The sequence below is a fragment of the Trichlorobacter lovleyi genome, assembly GCF_015239775.1.
Lineage (GTDB): Bacteria > Desulfobacterota > Desulfuromonadia > Geobacterales > Pseudopelobacteraceae > Trichlorobacter > Trichlorobacter lovleyi_B.
Genome location: NZ_CP058409.1, coordinates 1309252 through 1325905, shown reverse-complemented (window position 1 = coordinate 1325905; position 16654 = coordinate 1309252). Strand labels below are relative to the sequence as shown.

Genomic DNA, 16654 nt, shown 5'->3' with positions numbered 1-16654 from the left:
AATGTTGAATATCGGGATACGGTAGTACTATGAAGTCTTGATCTGTGGAGATGATATGACCAGACCACTGTACATAGTTGTTATAGTTGCCACCCTTGTGGCGCTTTCCGGCTGTTCTGCCGCCCGCAAAAACTACAACGAAGGCCAGGACCTGGAAGAACAGGGCAAGCTGGAAGAGGCGATGTACCGCTACGCCGAGGCGGTCAAGAATGCCCCGGAGGAGTCGGAATACCGGGTAAAATTCCTGAACACACGCATGGCTGCGGCCAGGGGGCGTGAGCAGGAGGGTGATACCCTGGTAAAGACAGGCAATTATGCCGGCGCCGTGACCGCCTACCAAACCGCTGCAGGTCTTGACGGCAGTCAGCCCCGGCTTGTACAAAAGGCAGCCGATGCCATCCGATTGCGGGATGCTGCCGCCGCCTACCAGGAAGGCCTGGCCCTGGAAAAGGGCAATAAACTTCGGGACGCGGCCACCGCCTTTGGACGGGCCCTGGACCTGGCAGCGGAGACCCCGGAGTACCGCAGCGCAGCCCAGCGCATTGCCACGCTGCGCAAATCCAAGCTTGACGGCTTTGAGCTGCAGCTGAAGTCAAAACAGCCGATCACCCTGCGTTTCCGTGAGACACGCCTGAAGGACATATTCTCGGTCATCTCGCAACTGTCAGGCATCAACTTCATCTTTGACCCGGACGTCAAAGACCAGAGCGTCACCATTACCCTGGAAAACGCCACCTTCCGCCAGTCAACCGATCTCCTGACCGGCATGTACAAACTGGGACACAAGGTACTGAACGAGACCACGGTATTGATTTACCCGCACAGCGCAGAGAAGACCAAGCAGTATCAGGACATGCAGCTGCGCACCTTCAACCTGAACCACCTGGATGCCAAGAAGGCGGCCAACCTGATCAGGACCATGCTGCAGGTCAGGCGGTTGTATATCAACGAAGATGCCAACGCCCTGGTGGTGCGGGATACCAGTGATGTTACCGATGTGATTGAAAAGATCCTGGAGGCCCATGACCTGCCGGAGGCAGAGGTGGTGCTGGATGTCGAGGTAATCGAGATCAGCGACAAGAACGCCCACAACGTCGGCCTGCTGTTAAGCAACTACGATGTGCAGCTGGGGGCGTTTTCACCCAGCAACGAACTGCTGGCAACAACGCTCAAGGATACCACCTCCACGACATCGACCACGGTCACCACCGACGCCACCATCAAGAACCTGGTCAAGGCCTTCAGCATCAACAGCTTCGGCGGCTATGTCACCGTGCCCAATGCCCAGTACAACTTCGGCAAGACCCTGACCAACGGCGAGGTGCTCTCCAATCCCAAGATCAGGGTCAAGAACAAGGAAAAGGCCAAGTTCAACGTCGGCACCAGGGTACCGATCACCACCACAACCATGGCCACCACCGGCACCACCTCGCAGGTCAACGTGCAGTACGTGGATGTGGGGGTCAAGGTCAATGCCGAGCCCACCATCCAGCTCAACAACGAGGTCTCCATCAAGCTGGGGCTTGAGGTCAGCTCCATCATCTCCCGCGAGACCGTGGGCGGCAAGGACAGTGCCACCACGGTGGTCACCATCGGCACCCGCAATCTGGATACGGTTCTAAGCCTCAAAGACGGAGAGACCAGCGTGATCGGCGGTCTGATCTCCCACAGCAACAGCGACAGCAAGCAGAAGATCTTCCTGCTGGGTGACATCCCGCTTATCGGACCGCTCTTGTCAAACAGCAAGACCGACAATGACAAGACCGAGCTGATCCTGGCCATCACACCACGGCTGGTCAGGGGCGTGACCGTGCAGCCCCGCAAGGTAACCTCTTTCATCTCCGGCAAAGAGGATGACCCGTCGGTGACCCCTCCCTATGCCTCATTTGAGCAGGAGCCGGAATACGCCGCAGCGCTGCCGGCAGCGGCAGCTCATCCGACAGTTCCGGCAATACAGCCGAAACCGGCACTGGCTACACCTGCGCAAGCACCAATCAAGCCGCTGCAGCCACCTGCAGTTCCGGCCAAGCCGGCAACAGCAGCACAGCAGCAATCTGCACCAGCGGTGCCAACCGCACTACCAGCGGCTAAGCCCTCGGCACAGAATCAGCCGGCTATGCTACCGCCTGTCAGAAAACCGAACAGCGTCTTTAAGATGGCTCCGGTTACAACACCGGTGGTGACACAACCTGCACCTCAACCTCCGGTTGCAGTAGAATCCGCGCCGGCACCGGTCACAGCAGAGCCGGACCCGGGCCAAGGAATAACACAACCTCCGGAGCCCGCTACCGGGGCGACTGATCAATGATGAATCGCAGCACCAAAGGGGTTACCCTGGTTGAGCTGATTATCGCGGTTACCCTGCTGGCACTGCTGGCATCGGCGATACTGCCGTTTAGCCGCATGACCGCCAAACGGACCCGCGAGATTGAGCTGCACCGCAACCTGCGCACCATCCGCACGGCGATTGATGACTACAAAAAGGCCTATGACAAGGCAGTTGAGCAGAAAAAGATAGTGGCAACCCTGCAGGCCTCAGGCTACCCCAAAACCTTGGAACTGCTGGTTGAAGGAGAAGATTTCGGCGGGCTGTACGGGGCAAAGCGCAAGTTTCTGCGCCGCATTCCGCCTGATCCGATGAACCCGCCCAAACCGGGCCAGCCGCCGCAGTGGGGCATGCGCTCCTACACGGATCAACCGGATGCAACCAATTGGGGCAAGGAAGATGTGTTTGACGTCTATTCACTCAGTGAAGGAGTTGCCATTGACGGCAGCAACTATAAAGACTGGTAATTCCGATTCCATTTCAAGGCGCAAGCTTCGTTGGCTCGTCATTGGCTCCTTGCCATCATCCTTGAACTGGAATCGGAATAACTCCATTAAGGGCAGAAACGGCTTCACCCTGATTGAGCTGATGATCGTCATGACCATCATCGGCATTCTGACAGCCATTGCCGTGCCTAATTACCAGTGGGCCCTGATCCGGGCCCGCGAGGCGGTCCTGCAGGAGAACCTCTACGGTATCCGCTCGGCCATTGACCAGTACTATGCTGACCAGGGCAAGTATCCGGACAAGCTTGAAGACCTTACCGAGCGTAAATACCTGCACGGCATTCCCACCGATCCCTTTACCAGAAAGAATGACACCTGGATCACGATCCCTCCACCTGCAGAAAAACCGCCGGAAGACAGCGGCAGCAATCCCCAGCCGGTGGGGACTATCCCGCTGCCCAAGGGTAATGTCTATGATGTGCAGAGCGGCTCGGAACTAGTGGGGAGAAACGGCGTTCCGTACAAAGAATGGTAAGTTGGAAAGGCAATTTTGAATGTTGGATGCTGAATGGGCATCATCCAACATTCAGAATGTACCATGCAACATTGACAGGTAAACCCGAGGTGACTGTATGCGGCGCTACACCTTACACTTCTTGCTGATACTGACTACTGTCCTGCTGCTTGCGACAGCGCACGCAGCGCCTCCTCCCGGACAGGCTACCGTCCCCCGTTCCGCAAAACAATCAGGATCGCTGGTGGTATTCAGCATCGTGCCGGCACAAGCGGAACCGGGCACTCAGGTGCTGCTGGCCATAAGCGGCCTCAGTGACGGCTTAAGGCTGGCACTGGGAGGCGATGAGCTTGCCTGGCGGGTGCTGAATGACCGCCGGATCGCCTTTGATATCCCCCGTGATGCCGCACCGGGACAGTATTCACTGACCGTGACCGCCCCGGATGGTGCTTCCCGCTCCTACGCCTTTACGGTGCTACCGCTCAAACCGGTGGCAATCAGCATAGATCCTGACCGTGTCACCTCCTGCACCAGCGGTTCAGCCCGCGACGTAACCATACAGGGGCGCAACTTCAACGCCTCGTCACAACTACTGTTTGACGGCGCCATTATCCGCAGCCGGGTCAGCGCACCCGACACCATTAAATTCACAGCCCCCAATGTTCGCGATGGCCTGCATCAGGTCGCGGTCAAAAACGGCGATATCAGCAGCACGCCACTCGGGCTTTCCATTGTCACCGCCCCAGATATAACCTCGATCACCACCGGCAACGACCACGTCAACAGTTATGAACTGATCATTGAGGGTGACAATTTCCTACAGACCAGCTCCGTTCTGGTTGACGGAGTCAGGGTGGAAGGCAACAACAATCAGCAACGGGACCGCCTGATCTACCAGGACTGCACCAGGATGATCTACGAGCGGCACCCCTACTCGTCATCCCCCAAAGAATTGCGCATACAAGTGGTAAACCCGGGTGGCGCCACCAGCCGGACCGTGCTGGTAACCGCACCCTAACCCCTTGGATAAATAGGGCAGACTCCCGGACAGACTGGAGGAAACAACCGTGTTCAGCATTTCAGGTATGATCAGGCGAGACAAAACAGCAGCAGCGGTGGTCCCCTCCTCTTTCTCCAAGATCCTTTCTGTCTACATCCTGTCTGCATTACTGCTGGTACTGGCTTCATCCGCACTGGTGTGGGCAGCGCCGTTTGCAAAGGATTTTCAGTTTACCCAACCGGACAACTCCAGGGTCACTCTGCAGGGGCATGGTGACGAATTCCGTGCTGTTTTTGAAACCAAAGCCGGATATACAGTGCTCTTTGATCCAAAAACAAAGGCGTACTATTACGCCACACGTGCGGCTGACGGAAAGAGTCTCGTTTCCACCGGTGTGCTTGCGCACGACAAGCCCCCCCGGGGGCTGAATCAGCATATCCGCATTGATGCCGCAGCTGCTGCAGCTGCTGCCCGTGCCAAAAGGGTGAAGTGGGATCAAGAGGTCGGACTGTCAGAACGCTGGAAACAGTTGAAGGCCAAAAAACTGGGGGACCTCAGGAAATCAGCCAGCCCCACGCTTGCAGCTGCTCCGGAAGCATCCGCAACCGGCAATGGAAGTTCTATTGTATTTGCCCCACCATCCTCAACAACGCTTGGTGTGAAGCAGGGCCTGACTCTGCTGATCGACTTTTCAGATGCCCCGGCCACCATTGCCAGCAGCGAGATCGATTCATTTCTTAATAGCGACTCCTATTCCGGCTACAGCAACAACGGTTCGGTCAAAAAGTATTTCAGCGATGTCTCCAATGGCCAGCTGACCTACACCAACGTGGTCATTGCCTATGTACGGATGGCGCAGCCCAAAAGTTACTACAACGACACATCCGTCGCTGACAACTGCGGCACCCAGGGGCGACTGCTGATCAACGATGCCCTAACGATCCTGAAGGCCAGACCTGATTACACCAGCACCATCCTGCCAACCCTAAGCACGCTCACGACCGATGCCAGCAACAATGTTGCCGCTTTTAACGTCTATTTTGCCGGTGATAACAGCGGCGTCTGGTCAAACGGCCTCTGGCCCCACTCCTGGGTTCTGGCAAGCCCGGTGGCATTAGGCAATGGGAAATACCTGTACTATTACCAAATCACCAATGTCGGGACAGCGCTGGAGCTGGGAACCTTCTGCCATGAAAACGGCCATATGCTCTGTGACTTCCCGGACCTGTACGATTATGATTATGATTCAAAAGGCGGTGCCGGAGTATTCAGCCTGATGGGCTATGGCGGCGGCGGAACAAACCCGAGCCAGGTTGATGCCTACCTCAAGCGGGCGGCGGGCTGGGCCACCACCATCGATCTGACCAGCATATCAAACAGCACCGCCACCCTGACCGCAGCGCCAACCAGCGGCTACAACACCTTCTACCGCTACCAGAAACCCGGCGTTTCCACAGAATATTATCTCTTTGAAAACCGGCAAAAAACCGGCAGAGACAGCGGCCTGCCTGCTGCAGGCATCGCCATCTGGCATGTTGATGAACTGGGTGACCGGGACAACCAGAGTCTGGCTCCCAATACAAGCCATGCCAACTATGAGCTGACCCTTGTCCAGGCGGACAACCTGTGGCATTTTGAAAACAACCAGAACAGCGGCGATGTCAATGACCTCTACTATCCGGCTAACACGGCAACGGCTTACTCCAACGCCTTCCATGCCTCAAGCCTCCCCAGTGCCACTTGGTGGGATGGGACCGGATCTGCACTGACCTTCAACAGCTTCAGCACATCGTCAGCAACCATGACATTCAGCGTTGCACCGGCCGTCACCAAAACCCTGACCGTTGCCAAAACCGGCAGCGGCAGCGGCACCATCAGCTCATCACCGGCCGGTATTTCGTGCGGCAGCAGTTGCAGTGGCAGTTTTGTCCAGAACTCTTCAGTAATCCTGACGGCAACCGCTGACAGCAATGCCATGTTCAGCGGCTGGTCCGGCGGCGGCTGCTCCGGCACTGGCACCTGCGTGGTCAACCTGGCCACAGACACCACGGTAAGCGCATCCTTTGTCCCGGCCACCACAACCACCGTACTGTCAGAGAGCTTTGATGCCAGCACCACACCAACAGGCTGGAGCATTACAGACAATGCCGGTACGGGAGCGGTCTGGCGTTTCGACAACCCGCAGGGCTATCCTAACGACACCGGCGGCACCGGTAATTTTGCCATTGCTGACAGCGACTATGCCGGTACCGTCAATATGGATACGGAGCTACGGACACCAGTCTTGAATCTGGCCGCATATAGCATCGTATTCTTGAAGTTCAAAACGTTTTTCGATCGTTATTCGTCAGAAATTGCGAATGTTGACATCAGCAGTAATGGGGCTGCAGGCCCCTGGACCACTGTCTGGAGCAAGAGCCTTGCTGATTATATCGGGTCAGAATAGATCGATATTTCATCGCTTGCAGCAGGCAGATCGAATGTCATGGTGCGTTTCAGATACTATAATGCCAATTACGATAATGATTGGGATATTGATGATGTGGTGGTGACAGGGATTATTCCTGTTTCCCAGCCCACCCTTACCGTCAACCACGCCTACACCGCTGCCGGGGTTATCAAAGGCGGCGGCAGCATCAGCGGCTCGGGCATCTCCTGCAGCTCCGTCAATGGCGCCACCAAGACCGGAACCTGCTCCGCTTCATTCAGCTCAGGCAGCACGGTGACCCTTGCTGCAGCTGCTGATGCAAACTCTACCTTTAGCGGTTGGTCCGGCGGCGGCTGCAGCACCGGTGGTTGCAGCTTCAGCATCACCGCCGACACCACGGTAACCGGCACCTTTGCCGGTGCCTACAAGGCCAAAATCAGCGGTAGTAGCGGTTATGACACCTTAACCCTTGCCCATGCCAACGCGGGTTCCGGTGCGACCATCCTGGCCCGCGAGCTCCATAATGCAACCACCCTGGCTGTTGAGCCGTTTGTAGAAGACCTGACCATAACCAAGGCAATCACCCTTAAAGGTGGCTACAATGCCGGGTTCAGCAGTAATACAGGGATCTACAGCACACTAAGCGGCATCCTCACCATAGGGGGCACCAGCGGGTCACTGACAGTGGAAAATCTGATCATACAGTAAGACCCAGCATAGGCACCGGACTGGAAAGCAGCGGTCAGGATTGAACTCCTGACCTGCTGCTCCTGGGAAACGGTTGCAAAAGCTGCGTGAGTTTCAGTGTCGCACAGCTTTTACAGCCGTTTTCTGCATCAAAAAGCTGGCGAACACGTCTGGTCAAAATGTCACCATCTCTGTCCGGAAACCGACGGCATGGCTTGACCGCGGCCTAAAGTATGGTACTGTGTTAAGAAATGTTAAAGGTTCTTCAAGGAGGCTGCCATGCTCAGAACCCTCTCAAGATTTTTCAATATCCTGCTTGTGTTTACAGCCATTTCTCTGACCTGTGCTTCAGCAAGCTATGCTGTTTCAGCAGTAACGGTCACCCGCAACGGCAATTTCAGCTCCGGCTTAACCTCCTGGAACCTGGACCCAGCCATCCCCTACGGCTGGAATCCGCTCAGCAGCGGCAAGGTTGACCTGCACCCCAGCTACGGCTACCTGGGACAGGTCTTGTATCAGAACCTGAACGTCACCAATGTGGCCAATAAAACCTTTGTATTCTCCTGTGCACTAACCAAGCTATCCGCCCCTGACGGCAAAACCGTTGCCGTGTACCTTGAATACATTGATGCATCCAACAACCGCCAGCAACTGAAGCTGGCCAATCCTGATAACAGCACGATCTCAGACAGCACCACCGTAACGGGAAGTGTGGTCGTACCGGCCGGTGCCCAGAAGGTTGTCCGACTGTCGATACACAAGGAAGGCAGCGGTGACTTCCAGATTGCCACTATTGCTGTAACAGCCCCCGTTGATGTTATTGTCGGGGCAGTGCCGGTTATCACCGGACTGTCCGCCTCCACAGGACCGTTCGGAACAGCCCTGACCATCAGCGGCACGGATCTGGGCAGTTCCGGAAGCCTGACCCTGGCCGGCTCAAGCTCAGGACTGGCGGCTACCAGCTGGAACAGCACCACCATCAACGCCACCGTACAATCCAGCGGCCGCAGCGGACTGATCCGGGCAACCAGCGGCTATGTCGAAAGCGACGGAATCTTCCCTTTCCTGGTGACCTCACCCCACCTGGCCCTGATGGTGATGAAACCGCAGCAGACGGTAGTCAGCGGCGAGATTGCCGAGTTCGTGGTACGCGGCGACTTTCTGAACGGCTTTACCTCAACCGGATTAGCCTTCAGCGTGACCGGCCCCGACGGCAGCGCCTCACCCTTCCCTAACGGCACGGTCCAGCTTACCCCGGCCTCACTAAAAAACAGCGGCGGCTTTTCAATCCGCATCAACACCTCCGGACTGACCAAAGGGCAGACCTACAGTGCCGAGGTACGCACGACCACCCCCTCAGGCACGGTCGCTGCCCCCTTTAGCCTGACCACCATCGGCGTTGCTGCTATCAAGTTCTACAATAACGCTGCAGAGGAAATTACCAGCCTGCCTACCGTCACCACACAGGGGGCCGTCAGCGGGTTCAGAGCTGAAGCCCAGGACAGTACCGGACAGGTACTGGATACCCAAATCAGCTACAGCTCATCCAACTCCGCCATTCTGGGGGTATACCAGATCTACTTTTATGGCCCCAGCGTATTTGCACTGGACAACGGCAGTGCAAATATTGTTGCCAGCACCATGGATGGCACCAGCGCAACCCTGACCGTTCCTATTTTACTGGCAGGCAGTCCCAAGGTCACAAATATGGTTCTTTCCCCCTCCAGTATCACCAACAAAAACTTACCTAAAACAGTTACTGTAACAGCAACACTTATTCCGCCTGCATCTGCCCCCCCTGAAAATATGTCTTATGGATGTGGGTACGGTGTTTTGGGCATGTTTGAGTTTGAACTAGGACTTAATTCTACATGTGCCTCAGCAGATGGAGTCTATAATTTTACTGGCACGTTCCAGGTTAAGAATGAACTTGATGGACAGCCGCCCACCCCTGGCACAATTGGAGTCAATGCGGACCTGTTAGTCGGTAGTTTTGATCTGGGTTTTTCTACTTTAGCATTCCAAGAATTACCACTTATTGTAGTTAACGATCCAAGCTACGGCCTGGTCAAGGTAGCGGCCAGATCCCTCGATCCCGGCGGTTTTGGCAGTGAGCCCTGGATTGATCTGGATTTCTGCGACAGCTCCGGTACCAAGCTTTTTAGTAAATACGGACAAGGCGACCCGACCCTTGACAGTAACCTGATCACCCTGGGGGGAATCTCACCCGCCTCTTACAAGCTAAAATATACGCCACCGTTTGGCGAAAGCACGCCGGTCTGGTATCCCAATGCCGCTGACAGTGCCAATGCCGAGACCGTGACGGTCGTTGCCGCCGGAGAGAATCAGGTACTGCTGCACTACCTGCCCTCCGTCACCGTCTCTGTCACCCTGGCCGGTACCGGCAGCGGCAGTATCGCCTCCACCCCCACCGGCATGACCTGCAGCTCAGGCAGTTGCAGCGGCAGTTACCCTGCAGCCGCCTGGATCACCCTGCAGGCCACTCCTGTGGATGGTTCCCTGTTCACCGGCTGGTCCGGTACCTGCAGCGGCACCGGCAGTTGCACGGTACAGGCCAACTCCAATGCATCGGTAACGGCAACCTTTACGGCGATTCAACCAACCCTGACCGTTGCCCTGTCCGGCAGTGGCAGCGGCAGTGTCACCAGTTCGCCAAGCGGTATCAGCTGCCCCGGCACCTGCGCTGCCCAGTTCGATCAGAATACAACCGTCACGCTGGCAGCCGCCCCCGCCAGTGACTCATCCTTTGCCGGCTGGGGCGGTGTATGCAGCGGCACAGCAGGGTGCAGCGTTTCCATGGGAACCTCCGACAAATCAGTTACTGCCAGCTTCAGCGCCGCCCCGAAAACTAAAGTCGGCATCCTTGGCTTTGAAACCCTCACGCTGGCCTATGCCGGAGTGACCAGCGACCCGGTCATTAAGGCGCGGGATATCACCTTTGCTGAAAACCTCAACCTTAACCGCAGCATTGCCGTCACCCTGAAGGGCGGCATGGATGCAAACTTCTCACCGCTTGTCGGCGCGTATACCTCGTTGCAGGGACAGCTCACAATTGGCAGCGGCAGCCTGACCGTAGAAAATCTTGTCATTAAGTGACCTGAGACCATCATCTTTTAAGGTATACAGATGAACAGCAAGGAGACAGACATGCAGCCTAAAAGAATTACTCGCTTATTGGTAACGGTGACCAGCTCATTGCTGCTGTGCTTGTTCCTTCTGTCTCCGGTGCTGGCCCTTGACAAAGATTCTGTCAGTACCAACAGGCTCGTCGTGCCCTTGGTGGTTGACCCGGTTCCAAACTACAACCACGTGCTCCCAGCAAAACCGGTTTCAGAGCTGAGTAAGGCCGCCGTGATGGCCAGTACTTTTGTCATCAATTACCTGCCTGCAGGCTCTGACCCCTACGGTGTAGGCGACACCTGCACGACATGGCCCGATGAGGCAAAGACCTCCTTTGAAACAGCGGTAAGCGTCTGGTCAACACGAGTCATTTCCTCTGTACCGATTACCATTGACGCCTGCTGGGCAACCAACCTTGCAACCGGTGTCTTGGGGCACGCAGCCTCACTGTCTGCATATCAAAACTTTACCAACGCCCCGCTTCCCAACACCTTTTATAAGGTTGCGCTGGCAAATGCACTGGCAGGATCAAAACTTAATGTTGGTCAGAGTGATATGTATATCGCCTACAGCAGTACGTTTAACTGGTACTATAGTGCGGATGGCAACACTCCTGCCGACAAAATTGATTTTATCACGGTTGTTGCTCATGAGGTTGCACACGGGCTGGGGTTTGCCGGCGGGATGACGGTATCAAGCGGTACGGGCAGCTATTCGACAATATACGCCTATGACCGTTTTGCCTACAATGGCAGCAGCCAGGCACTCCTGAACACCACCATCTTCCCGAACCCTTCAACAGCGCTCGGAACAGTGCTTACCAGCAACAATGTCTGGTTCAGCGGCACCAAAGCCAACATTGCCAACAACAATACCGATGTCAAACTGTATGCACCGACCACCTGGGCTTCCGGCAGCAGTTATTCCCACCTGGACTATACGACGTTCGTCAACACCTCCAACGCCATGATGGTCTATGCCGTGTCCTACGGCCGGGCTATTCATGATCCTGGTGTTGTTACGATTGGCCTGTTGGAGGATCTTGGCTGGACAACCGTTGCAACTCCCACGTACACCCTGGCTGTTACCAAAAACGGCACCGGCAGTGGTAGCGTCACCTCAGCGCCAGCCGGGATTTCCTGTGGCAGCACCTGCAGTAACAGCTTTACCCAGGGTACCTCCGTGACCCTGACTGCTGTTGGCGACACCGGCTCGGTCTTTAGCGGATGGTCTGGCGGCGGCTGCAGCGGAACGGGAACCTGCGTAGTCAGCCTGGCCAACGACACGACCGTGACGGCAAGCTTTGCCACAGCTACGACTCTTTTCAACCAGACTTTCGATGCTGTTTCAGCGCCAACCTTGCCAGCTGGATGGACCTCCAGCATCGTAACACTAGACGGAACATGGGCAACCAATGCAGGGACCGTTCATCCCACCGGTATAGCTGCCCACAGCGGCGCCAATCTGGTATTCTTCAATTCATTTGATGTATATTCAGGGTATTCTGCGGCTCTATCATCACCTGTCTTTTCTCTATCAGGAACATCCAACAATACCGCTTCTTTCTGGATGTATCGGGATCCTACGGAATATTCAGATGCAGGAGTAACAAATGATGATCGCGTAGAAGTCTACATCAACACAGCTAACAATCTGACCGGTGCAACATTACTGGGAACCGTTAATCGTTTAACAACACTGTCACCCACTGTTGCCACTGCCGGCTGGTATAATTACTCTTTTGCCATTCCCGGCACTTTTGCCGGCACAACCAATTATCTTATTTTCAAAGGTATCAGCGGCTATGGTAACAATATTCATATTGACGATATCAGTGTTTTAGGAGTACCTGCTATCCAGCCAACCCTCACGATTAACCTTGTCTCCACCGCAGCCGGCGTTGTCAATGGAGGCGGCAGCATCAGCGGCTCCGGCATCTCCTGCAGCTCCGTCAATGGCGGCACCAAGACCGGAACCTGCTCCGCTTCATTCAGCTCAGGCAGCACGGTGACCCTGGCTGCAGCGGCTGATGCAAACTCAACCTTCACCACATTCAGTGGACCAGCCGGTTGTACCACAGCTGGCGGTTGCAGCTTCAGCATCACCGCCGACACCACGGTAACCGGCAGCTTTGCCGGTGCCTATAAGGCCAAAATCAGCGGTGGCAGCGGTTATGACACCTTAACCCTTGCCCACGCCAACGCTGGTGACAATGCCATCATTCTGGCCCGTGAACTCCATAATGCAACCACCCTGGCTGTTGAACCGTTTGTAGAAGACCTGACCGTAACCAAACCGGTGACCTTAAAGGGTGGCTACAATGCCGGGTTCAGCAGTAATTCCGGTATTTACAGCACGCTAAGCGGTATCCTCACCATTGGCGGAACAACCGGTAGCCTGACCGTGGAAAATCTGATCATAAAATAATCCACCGTTCCTGCCTGGACAACCTGAGGCGTTGGTGCCCAAATGTCACCAACGCCTCAAAACCTTTCTTCTTCCAACATGTTAGATGTCAGCCAAAAACTAGCCGGTGCCGCTTGACAAACCACTTACCAGCGTTATACTAACGATAAAATTAAAAAACATTAATACAGCATCAACACCTTAGCCTACCGGTGCCACTTCTTGGCAAGAGGAGGCGGCCATGTCTCGCTATTTCACAAACGTGACGATTATCACGGTGATGCTAGTCTCATTCGGCCTGCTACTGACTGGTACCTATGCACAGGCATCGATCACTCCACCAACCCCCTATGCCGCTACCGGCACCATCAGCTACAGCGGCAGTCAGACTGGCCGCATCTACATCCAGGCCCAGGGCGGTAGTAGTAGCAACCGACCCAACCTGCAAAACCTGGGGGTCAGTATCGCTGCGCCGGGCAGCTTCACGCTGCGGGGACTGCAGCCTGGCGCCTACTACCTGCGGGCCTTCCGCGATGTTAGCAGCACCGGCATCCGCCATGCCAACGACCCGGTCTCGGCCAACTACACCAGCAGCACCGGCGGGCTACGGGTAGATATCTCCTCTGACGGCACGGCCAGCTACCCCGGCGGCACGACCCTCACCATTAGCGACCCGGTCCTGGCCGGTCTTGCGCCCCCCAGCTTTATAACGCTTAATCCGGCACTGCGTGGCGCCACCGACAACAATGTCACCCTGCTTAGGTGGAACATCCAGACATCGCTGGCTGGTCTGATCGTACCCACCAGCTACCTGATTGAGTGGAGCGCGGACAATAATGGAGCTATCGCGGGCAGCACGACCATCCCGGCCAGCGATGCCGGCCGCTGGCTGCACGCCACTACCAGCACGTTCTGGTACCGCATCACCGCCCAACTAAGCGGCAGCACGGCACCACCCTCTGACTGGGTGCAGGCTCAAAGCCTAAGCAACACACGCAGCATAACCGGTACCATCAGCTATAGCGGCTATGGCGATGACACCAGCCAGGAACCGCTTGGCACACTCTACGTGATGGCCATGCCGGTCGACCCCAATCTATCTCCCCACTTTGTGGCTATCACCAACCCGGCCGCCAACTCACAGGCTTTTACTATCCGTGATGTGGCCGACTACTCCAGCTACCGCATCTATGCCTTCATGGATATCAACAAGATCCTGTCCGGTGATAACTATGTCAGCGCCCCCAATGGTATAGATGATGCCGGCGACCTGCGAATGGCCAACGAAAGTGTAGTGACCGTAACCGTCAACAACAACTCGCCTGACGCCGGCACCCAGCCCTTGCGCACCGGCAACGCCGCCTTCAGTGTGGCGACCACCCATGGCCTGTATGGAGAACCCGGCTCAACCGGTTCCGGTGAAAACTACGGCTACCTCCTGAGTATCTCCCCCAACCTGCTGGCGCCGATTAACGCCCAGGTTCTTGCCGGTTCCCGTATGGACGTACCGGCCGATATGGGGCTGTGGTACGAAAACGGTGCCTACCAGCTGGACATCGGCAATCTACTGACGCTGGCTACCAGTGACAGCTATACTGTGCGAGTCTACTATGCCTCCGGTTATGACGACATTACGCTTACGGGCACCAGCTCCCCGCTGCAGAGTCCGCCCTCCCCCTCTGCACCGCTGTTTGGTGTAACCTATCCAGCCTCTGGAGAACCCACCTTCACCTGGGCAGTCCCCAAGTCCCCGAGCGGAGCCAGCTGGTCATACAATCTGCAGGCTTACCCCTACTTCACCCATAGCCCATTGTTGGAGGTGCAGGGCTTAAGCGTAAGCTTTTACAGTGACCCGCTGCATACTGACGGCTGGTCACTCACCAGTGCCAGCACCTATTACCTCTGGAACGCCGAGGCCCAGAACAGCTCCGGCGATACCATCAGCTACCAGGCCATCTTTGCTGCCCACCCCAGCGCACCGGTGATCACCGGGATATGGCCGGCCTCGGTGGTGGCTGGCACAACCCTGAATATCAACGGCTTCAACCTGGCCAGTCCCACCAACGTCAGAATTGGCAGCACTGATCTGACAGTGACTGTTTCCAGTGCCACCCAGATTACCGCCACGGTGCCAACCCCGTTTAACGAAACTAATAGCTACCTCTACCCCGTCGTCACTACAGACAACGGCTCATTTAACTGGGGCCTTTACTATGGTGCCCCACTGGGTAATGGAGCTGCCGTAAAAGTCGAAGGTTATGTACAGGATGCAGCAGGCACCAAACTTGCTGAAGCACTGGTTGCCATGGTAGGCAATCCGCCAATAAACAGCGCCACAAGAGACGCATCAAAGGATCTTGGTTCCTTCACAATAAGTCTACTGCCAAACAACACACCATTCAGCCTGAGAATCAGCAAGACCGGCTACCAACCCACCTATACCGCGCAGCTCACTCTGACCGATAACTTTACCGCCCCATCACCCTATCCGCTGCTGACCTACACCCAGCTCAACAGCCTGGCCAGTGGTATGCTCCCCGGCAAGGCGGCGGTGCTACTAAAAGTAAAAAATGCGAGTGAAATTCCACTAGCTGACGCCATTATCAATGTCACCAGCAGTAGCGGCACAGTCTACACACCTCGCTATGCCGTTGCACCCAACAACTACACCGGCACCAGCGGGACCACCACCGATGGCAATGGGATGGTCCTGATTCCCAATGTCAACCACGGCGACCGGCTGACCATCACCGCCACCAAGCCAAGCTGGGCATATACAACCATGATAGCCGTAGGTGCAGCCGAATCTTTGAGCTATGGCGAGATCTACGGCTGGGTTTTGCCTCCCACCATTACCTCATTTACACCCGCCAGCGCGGAGGTGGGAGCGGTTGTTAGCATCTATGGCACCAACTTCAACCCGGATAACACCACCAAGGTTTACTTTAACGGGATTCTCCAAAACACACGGGTGGTTAACAACACCAGCATAACCACCTTGGTGCCCACAGGCGTCACCAGCGGACCGATTACGGTCACCACTGCCGGTGGCACAGCCACTAGTCCAACCAACTTCATCCTGCTGCTAGGCTTGTCAATCAATCTGCCGGGACAGGGGCGCGGCACCATCACCGGCAGCGGTGGTGCCAGCTTCAGCTGCGCCGCCTCCTTTGACGCAAAGTGCGATGCTACCGCCCCCTACAACAGCACCGTCACCCTATCTGCCACGCCGGACGCCTACTCCAGCTTTGTGCAATGGACGCTGGGCGCTACCACCAGCACCAACCCAACCGGCTTTGCCGTGCTGATGGACGGCGCTAAAACAGTAGATGCCAACCTGGGGCTGCTGGGACTGCTCAAGAACATGGAAAGCGAAGCCGTGTACCTGAATGACGAAGCCAACCCGGTCTGGCGGGCGCTCTTCTTCGCCACCAACAGCCAGCCCACGCTACGAGCCGTCACCCTGGGGACGATCCCGCTGCCGGATAACGGGATTGCCTTTAATACCGGCCAGTCGGTAAAACTACTGGGAGGCTATACTGACTTCAGAGAGGCAACCCCAAACGGCTACACCTACCTTACGGGGCCGTTCACCATCGTTTCTGGCAGCCTGGTGCTGGACCGGATTGTGATTAAGTAGGAGGAGGGATTCTACACCTGGCACGCAGGGTGAGAAGCTTGACACGCCCCCTGTTAGTGCTAGGCT

Annotated in this window: 9 protein-coding genes; all 9 read left to right on the top strand. The window is 56.1% G+C overall.

The features are described from left to right. The first annotated feature begins 55 nt into the window (after positions 1–55). The 9 genes from FY034_RS06075 (at position 56) to FY034_RS19030 (ending at position 16588) form a co-directional block, all read left to right on the top strand. A complete protein-coding gene (locus FY034_RS06075) occupies positions 56–2308 on the top strand; it encodes a secretin N-terminal domain-containing protein (protein WP_265554466.1) in 2253 nt (750 codons plus the stop codon). Then, entirely contained in the window at positions 2305–2793 is a 489-nt protein-coding gene (locus FY034_RS06070; RefSeq protein ID WP_265554465.1) for a type II secretion system protein, read from the top strand. The genes FY034_RS06075 and FY034_RS06070 overlap by 4 nt, the downstream gene beginning before the upstream one ends. A gap of 61 nt (positions 2794–2854) precedes the next feature. Next, complete coding sequence (locus FY034_RS06065; RefSeq protein WP_322573237.1) at positions 2855–3307, top strand: type IV pilin protein; 453 nt, start codon at positions 2855–2857, stop codon at positions 3305–3307. A gap of 97 nt (positions 3308–3404) precedes the next feature. After that, positions 3405–4304, top strand: coding sequence for an IPT/TIG domain-containing protein (locus FY034_RS06060; protein ID WP_265554464.1), 900 nt, complete (start codon positions 3405–3407; stop codon positions 4302–4304). A 49-nt stretch (positions 4305–4353) separates the two neighbouring features. Next, complete coding sequence (locus FY034_RS06055) at positions 4354–6732, top strand: M6 family metalloprotease domain-containing protein (RefSeq protein WP_265554463.1); 2379 nt, start codon at positions 4354–4356, stop codon at positions 6730–6732. Positions 6733–6771: 39 nt separating this feature from the next. Further along, complete coding sequence (locus tag FY034_RS06050; RefSeq protein ID WP_265554462.1) at positions 6772–7422, top strand: InlB B-repeat-containing protein; 651 nt, start codon at positions 6772–6774, stop codon at positions 7420–7422. 258 nt (positions 7423–7680) lie between these two features. Continuing rightward, positions 7681–10518, top strand: a complete 2838-nt coding sequence (locus FY034_RS06045) for an InlB B-repeat-containing protein (protein ID WP_265554461.1) — start codon at positions 7681–7683, stop codon at positions 10516–10518. A 51-nt stretch (positions 10519–10569) separates the two neighbouring features. Continuing rightward, positions 10570–12969, top strand: a complete 2400-nt coding sequence (locus tag FY034_RS06040) for an InlB B-repeat-containing protein (protein ID WP_265554460.1) — start codon at positions 10570–10572, stop codon at positions 12967–12969. A 1477-nt stretch (positions 12970–14446) separates the two neighbouring features. Then, a complete protein-coding gene (locus FY034_RS19030; protein ID WP_416222780.1) occupies positions 14447–16588 on the top strand; it encodes an IPT/TIG domain-containing protein in 2142 nt (713 codons plus the stop codon). The last annotated feature ends 66 nt before the right edge of the window (positions 16589–16654 follow it).

Coding starts and splice junctions, on each gene's coding strand:
- FY034_RS06075 (WP_265554466.1), top strand. CDS start 56: ATGACCAGACCACTGTACATAGTTGTTATAGTTGCCACCCTTGTGGCG.
- FY034_RS06050 (WP_265554462.1), top strand. CDS start 6,772: ATGGTGCGTTTCAGATACTATAATGCCAATTACGATAATGATTGGGAT.
- FY034_RS06070 (WP_265554465.1), top strand. CDS start 2,305: ATGATGAATCGCAGCACCAAAGGGGTTACCCTGGTTGAGCTGATTATC.
- FY034_RS06045 (WP_265554461.1), top strand. CDS start 7,681: ATGCTCAGAACCCTCTCAAGATTTTTCAATATCCTGCTTGTGTTTACA.
- FY034_RS06040 (WP_265554460.1), top strand. CDS start 10,570: ATGCAGCCTAAAAGAATTACTCGCTTATTGGTAACGGTGACCAGCTCA.
- FY034_RS19030 (WP_416222780.1), top strand. CDS start 14,447: ATGGACGTACCGGCCGATATGGGGCTGTGGTACGAAAACGGTGCCTAC.
- FY034_RS06060 (WP_265554464.1), top strand. CDS start 3,405: ATGCGGCGCTACACCTTACACTTCTTGCTGATACTGACTACTGTCCTG.